The organism is Candidatus Villigracilis saccharophilus, from assembly GCF_016711665.1.
Window position 1 is genome coordinate 1 of the sequence record NZ_JADJSO010000047.1, and the last position, 4,815, is coordinate 4,815.

Consider the following 4,815-nt stretch of genomic DNA (forward strand, 5'->3'; position numbering starts at 1 on the left):
TTAGTCGTTGTACTGGCCTCGTGTGTCTGAAAAGACAGCGGGGCTATTTGCGTTTTACGGAGTAACACATGGAAGATGAACTGATTGCATTTGGAACAGAAATAAAAGCACTCGGAAACGGGAAGATTGGCGGGTATCTTGTCCGCTTCTCTGACGCTTCCGCGCCCGATCTGGTCGGTGATTATTTCGATGCAAAGACTAACATCAACTTACCCGCTGACATGCCGCTTCTCTACAATCACGGCATGGATAGCACACTCAAGAAACGCATCATCGGCAAGACAAAAACAAAAGTTGATGATGTCGGCGTGTGGGCTGATTCTCAAATGGATCTGCGTGACGAGTACGAGAAAGCCATTTACGCAATGGCAGAAAGCGGGAAGCTCGGATACTCAAGCGGTGCGCTTCCTCACCTTGTTGAGCGCGAGCCAGTCGGTAAAGCCTTCCATATCAAGACTTGGTTTATCGGTGAAGCATCACTTACCCCGACCCCTGCCGAACCACGCAATACTGTAATGTCCCTTAAATCGTTGCTACCGTCTGATGCGGCGTTGTCCGATACTGACGAAACAAAACAAACAAATTCAAAAATGGAGAATAACATCATGTCTGACGAAATCAAGACCGCAGTCGCTCAAGCGGTAGCTGAAGCACTTGCTCAGCGCGAGAATGAAATCAAAGCCGAAGCTGACAAACAGGCCGCAATCAAAGCGGCGGAGGAAGCTGGCTATCGTAAAGCCGTTGACGAACTCAAGAACGTCAAAGCCCCTGGCTATCACACCACCAAGCCGACCGATGATGACAATGACGGCATCGGTGCTTTCAAGTCATGGATCAAGACCGGGCAGGTCAATCGGCGGTCTTATCACTCCTGATAGCTCCTACTCCAACATCAAAGCCGCTTTCAACGTCACCAATGGCGCGACCGGTGGTTATCTCGTGCCTGACCCGCTGTATGCTCAGATCATCGCCAAGCGCGACCTCGCCTCATGGGTGCGTCAAGGCCCCACAAGCAAATTCACAACCCCTGCCGATCATCTTCTTGTTCCCGCTGAAGGCACTGCCCACACTGACTTTGTGTTGACCGCAGAAGCCGCCGCGTATGACGAGAACGAAGCGACCATCGACCAGGTGGATTTGGTACTCAGCAAATATACCAAGCTCGTCAAAGCCTCCGAAGAATTTTTGTCCTACAACGGCACAAACTTTGATCAATGGCTGATGGAAGCTCTCGGCCGCGCCGAAGCCGGAACTGAAAACACAGTTGCGACCGCTGCGCTGTATGCTTCCGCTCAAGCCTCCGGTATCACAACCGCATCCGCGACCGCGATCACCATCCCCGAACTGGCCTCCCTCGTTGGCTCGTTGAACGGTGGATACAACGTCACTGGACAGACTGGCTTTATTATGAAGAATGCGACCGAATGGTATCTCAAGGGCGTATTCGGAACGAACTACTACGCTTTCGATGGTCTGTTCAACATGCCCGTTTTCCGCTCTGATGACATGGAAGCGGTCGCCGCGACCAAGAAAGCAGTTGCCTTTGGTAACTTCAACCTGTTCGGTGTGGTTGAGAAACCTGGCATGATGGTACAGCGCAATCCTTACCTGTACATGGCCAATGGTCAGGTCGGCATCTTCGCCAGCATCTTCCGAGGTTACGGCGTACTTCAGGCCGAAGCCTTCAAGACCCTGCTCCAGCACGCCTAAATAATAATCGGGGCGGTGTAACAGCCGCCCCTTTTATGGAGAATGCAAACATGAGAAATACTCAATTAGCTGACAAAATCAAGATCGTCAATGCGGTCGTTCCTTCCGCTGGCGGCGCAGGTGCTATGACCGCTGTTGCGGTAGATGGTACAGGCTACGACCGCGTGATGTTCGTCCTCTCAACAGGCGCGGCTACCGCTGGCGGCTCTGGTACTTTCAAGATCACATCATCCGCGACAACTGGCGGAGCTTATACCGATGTCGCAAGCGCGGCATTGTCCAATCTGGCCGACACTGACGGAAGCAAGCAATTCGTTATCGATATGCCTGTTGCATCTGCCAAGCCTTTCTTCAAGGTGGCTGGTACGACTGTCGCTCAGGCGATTGCAAACAGCACGATTGCGATCCTTTATCGTGGCAAAAATTACCCCGTCTCAACCGCTTACGCGGCTCAGATCGTCACCCTCTAATCATATTGGGCAGGTGTAACAGCCTGCCCAGTTAGGATATTATGGCATCTTACGCCTCAATAAGCGACATCAAAGCGAGTGACCGCCTAAACATCACAGACACGACAAGCGATATTGTCCTGACTGAAGTTGTCGAGGCTGTATCTCGTTGGATTGACGATGTGACAGGCAGACGCTTTAGCCCCGCCACAGAGACGCGATACTTCACAGCCGAAGCGCGGGATGTTCTATGGCTTGACGACATCTCAACTGCCGACGGGTCTGCTTCTGTACACTGACGATGATGGTGACGGTGTTTACGAAAACACCTGGGCGGCCACAGATTACAACCTGCGTCCGTACAATCCCCGCAGCGGATGGCCTTACGAAGCTATCGAGACAACTGTCAACGGTGACTTCTATTTCCCGCGCACGCGCAAGGGCGTAAAGGTCACAGCGGCTTTCGGCTGGCCGTCCGTCCCCGCACAGGTCAAGCAGGCTTGCATCCTGCAAAGTGAACGGCTATTCAAACGCTTCGCAACTCCGCTCGGCTCGTCTGGAATGTCTGCACTCGGTGAGATACGTTTGTCCATTCCCGCCGCTGATGGTGATGTGACGGCTTTACTTGCGCCATTTATGCGGGTGATTGAATGAGTGTACGGTCCGCACTTGACGCGATTGTAACGGTTGTTTCTGGCGTGTCTGGCATCCGTCAGGCTCCCGTCAATCCGACCGAGGGCGCGAATGTTTACCCGTTTGCAATGTCGTATGTGATGAACGGGCGGCTTGTCAACGGCGCAATGGGAACACGTAAGCATCTCGTAAATATCGCCATCGAACTGCTGACAGCCCGCAAAGATTTAGCGCGTGACATGGCATTGATTAGCCCGTACATTGACAGCATATCATCCGCATTATTGGCGGAAGTGTCTGATAGCGGCGACCGATTCGGCGGCACGATCAGCGCATTCGAAGGTATTGATTACGAGTTACTTCAAAACTTTCAATACGCCGGTGTCGAGATGATCGGCTACCGCTTCACGATAAGCAACGTCAAGATATTGGAGAACACATGAAATATATCGGTGATGGAAATTTTCTCCCAGACATTCCAGCCCGCGACCTGACCGAAGAGGAAGTAAAGAAATTCGGCAAGAAACGCCTGCTCGATTCTGGTTTGTATGTCGAGTTTACAAAGGAAGGTAAATAATGGCTGAAGGAATTGTTAGCCTACGTAAGACCCAATTCGGGCGCGAAGCCACAGCAGGTACGGCAGTCGCCGCGACCAGTGTCCAACGCCTGATGACCAACGGCGCGAAGGATGACAGCGTTGTTGAGTTTGTCAATGAGCATATCGGCTATTTAGCCCCTGTCAATCGCACAACCCTGCCAAAGAAAGCGGCCTCGATTGCGTTTGATGACAGCCCGATGACTTCGAGCAATGCTTCTATCCGTTTGACGCGGGTATCAAGACGGTCGCGGCTGTCGCTGACGGCGCGGGAACTGGAAAGATTTATACCTACACTTTCCCGACCACCGCACAGAACACAGTCAAGACTTACACCATCGAGAGCGGCGATAATATCCAGGCTCGCGAGATGGAGTATTCATTCTGTGAAAGCATTACGATCACATTCACGGCTGGCGAAGTTGTAAACATCTCGTCGAATTGGATCGGTCGCCAGTGGACAAACACAACCTTTACAGGCGCGTTGTCTGCTCCGACCGTTGAAGATTTGCTGACAAGCAAAGGCAAGCTGTACATTGACGCGGTCGCCGGCACGATTGGCACAACCCAAGTAGCCAACACCCTACTGTCTGGCACGTTGAACATCGTCACAGGCTGGAAAGCGGTCTGGACTGCTGATGGCAATCTTTACTTCTCGTTTGCCAAAGGCACACAGCCCGAAGTCACGCTTGACCTGACATACGAACACAACAGCAGCGCAGAAACAGAATACGCCGCTTTTGTGGCTGGCACTCCCCGCCTCTTACAGTTGAAGTTTGAAGGCTCTGCATTGACAAGCGCAGGCACGGCATACACTTATAAGACGGTCAAGATCAACCTGGCTGGCTCGTATGAAACATGGGATGCGTTTGGTGACCTTGACGGGAATAATACCGTTTCCTGTTCCTTCCGCGCTGGTTATAACTCCACAGCCGCGCAATATGCATCAATCATTGTTGTCAATGAAGTCGCAACGGTTACTTAGTAGAAAGGTTTACCAGTGATAAAAATAGTCGTCACCAAAGAACGGTATGACGAAGTAATGAGCATCGAAGATGGCTTCTTTTTATTCGAGAGTACGGATAAAGAAGTCTATCTGAAGATGTGCGGTTTCGTTGTAGACGATGCCGGTCAGTACGTGGGCGTTGATAAAGCCCGCAAGATGTTCAAGGATATACCCCGCAAGGAATTATCCGAGTACATCATGCAATTTCTGAAAGCGATCGGTGAGGCATTTGTCCCCCCTACGAACGGCGCGGCCTGAGGAATAGCATGTTAGCAGGTACAGCGACCGCGCCGAGTTGGGTCGCTCGAATGGATTACGCCGCCGAATTTGGAAAAGAACCCCATGAGATATTCGGCGGCGGTCAGTTGTTATGGTGGCTGAGATGGAAAGCTAGACGAGATATAACCATTGAGGTCAACAAA

10 protein-coding genes are annotated in these 4,815 nt (G+C 51.8%); all 10 read left to right on the forward strand.

Annotation, left to right across the window (positions count from 1 at the left end):
- Positions 1 to 68 precede the first annotated feature (68 nt).
- From IPL17_RS14350 to IPL17_RS14395, 10 genes are read left to right on the forward strand one after another with little or no spacing between them, the layout of a single operon-like run.
- Complete coding sequence (locus tag IPL17_RS14350) at positions 69 to 875, forward strand: hypothetical protein (protein ID WP_345307762.1); 807 nt, start codon at positions 69 to 71, stop codon at positions 873 to 875.
- Positions 805 to 1,710 carry a phage major capsid protein gene (locus IPL17_RS14355; protein WP_345307763.1) on the forward strand — a complete coding sequence of 302 codons (906 nt, stop codon included), beginning with the start codon at positions 805 to 807 and terminating at the stop codon, positions 1,708 to 1,710. Before IPL17_RS14350 ends, IPL17_RS14355 begins: the two co-directional genes overlap by 71 nt.
- Before the next feature lie 50 nt (positions 1,711 to 1,760).
- Positions 1,761 to 2,180 (forward strand): hypothetical protein, encoded by a 420-nt coding sequence (locus IPL17_RS14360; RefSeq protein WP_345307764.1) that lies wholly within the window; start codon positions 1,761 to 1,763, stop codon positions 2,178 to 2,180.
- Positions 2,181 to 2,221: 41 nt separating this feature from the next.
- Positions 2,222 to 2,458: a hypothetical protein gene (locus IPL17_RS14365; protein WP_345307765.1), complete on the forward strand. Its 237-nt coding sequence runs from the start codon at positions 2,222 to 2,224 to the stop codon at positions 2,456 to 2,458.
- The gene (locus tag IPL17_RS14370) at positions 2,415 to 2,813 is read left to right on the forward strand and encodes a hypothetical protein (RefSeq protein WP_345307766.1); all 399 of its coding nucleotides are present in this window, start codon (positions 2,415 to 2,417) and stop codon (positions 2,811 to 2,813) included. Before IPL17_RS14365 ends, IPL17_RS14370 begins: the two co-directional genes overlap by 44 nt.
- Positions 2,810 to 3,235: a hypothetical protein gene (locus IPL17_RS14375; RefSeq protein ID WP_345307767.1), complete on the forward strand. Its 426-nt coding sequence runs from the start codon at positions 2,810 to 2,812 to the stop codon at positions 3,233 to 3,235. Before IPL17_RS14370 ends, IPL17_RS14375 begins: the two co-directional genes overlap by 4 nt.
- Entirely contained in the window at positions 3,232 to 3,369 is a 138-nt protein-coding gene (locus tag IPL17_RS14380; RefSeq protein ID WP_345307768.1) for a hypothetical protein, read from the forward strand. Before IPL17_RS14375 ends, IPL17_RS14380 begins: the two co-directional genes overlap by 4 nt.
- The gene (locus tag IPL17_RS14385; RefSeq protein ID WP_345307769.1) at positions 3,369 to 3,815 is read left to right on the forward strand and encodes a hypothetical protein; all 447 of its coding nucleotides are present in this window, start codon (positions 3,369 to 3,371) and stop codon (positions 3,813 to 3,815) included. The genes IPL17_RS14380 and IPL17_RS14385 overlap by 1 nt, the downstream gene beginning before the upstream one ends.
- Positions 3,758 to 4,372, forward strand: coding sequence for a hypothetical protein (locus IPL17_RS14390; RefSeq protein WP_345307770.1), 615 nt, complete (start codon positions 3,758 to 3,760; stop codon positions 4,370 to 4,372). Before IPL17_RS14385 ends, IPL17_RS14390 begins: the two co-directional genes overlap by 58 nt.
- A gap of 15 nt (positions 4,373 to 4,387) precedes the next feature.
- Positions 4,388 to 4,651, forward strand: a complete 264-nt coding sequence (locus IPL17_RS14395; RefSeq protein ID WP_345307771.1) for a hypothetical protein — start codon at positions 4,388 to 4,390, stop codon at positions 4,649 to 4,651.
- The last annotated feature ends 164 nt before the right edge of the window (positions 4,652 to 4,815 follow it).

Coding starts and splice junctions, on each gene's coding strand:
- IPL17_RS14380 (WP_345307768.1), top strand. CDS start 3,232: ATGAAATATATCGGTGATGGAAATTTTCTCCCAGACATTCCAGCCCGC.
- IPL17_RS14375 (WP_345307767.1), top strand. CDS start 2,810: ATGAGTGTACGGTCCGCACTTGACGCGATTGTAACGGTTGTTTCTGGC.
- IPL17_RS14355 (WP_345307763.1), top strand. CDS start 805: ATGACGGCATCGGTGCTTTCAAGTCATGGATCAAGACCGGGCAGGTCA.
- IPL17_RS14360 (WP_345307764.1), top strand. CDS start 1,761: ATGAGAAATACTCAATTAGCTGACAAAATCAAGATCGTCAATGCGGTC.
- IPL17_RS14385 (WP_345307769.1), top strand. CDS start 3,369: ATGGCTGAAGGAATTGTTAGCCTACGTAAGACCCAATTCGGGCGCGAA.
- IPL17_RS14390 (WP_345307770.1), top strand. CDS start 3,758: ATGGAGTATTCATTCTGTGAAAGCATTACGATCACATTCACGGCTGGC.
- IPL17_RS14365 (WP_345307765.1), top strand. CDS start 2,222: ATGGCATCTTACGCCTCAATAAGCGACATCAAAGCGAGTGACCGCCTA.
- IPL17_RS14350 (WP_345307762.1), top strand. CDS start 69: ATGGAAGATGAACTGATTGCATTTGGAACAGAAATAAAAGCACTCGGA.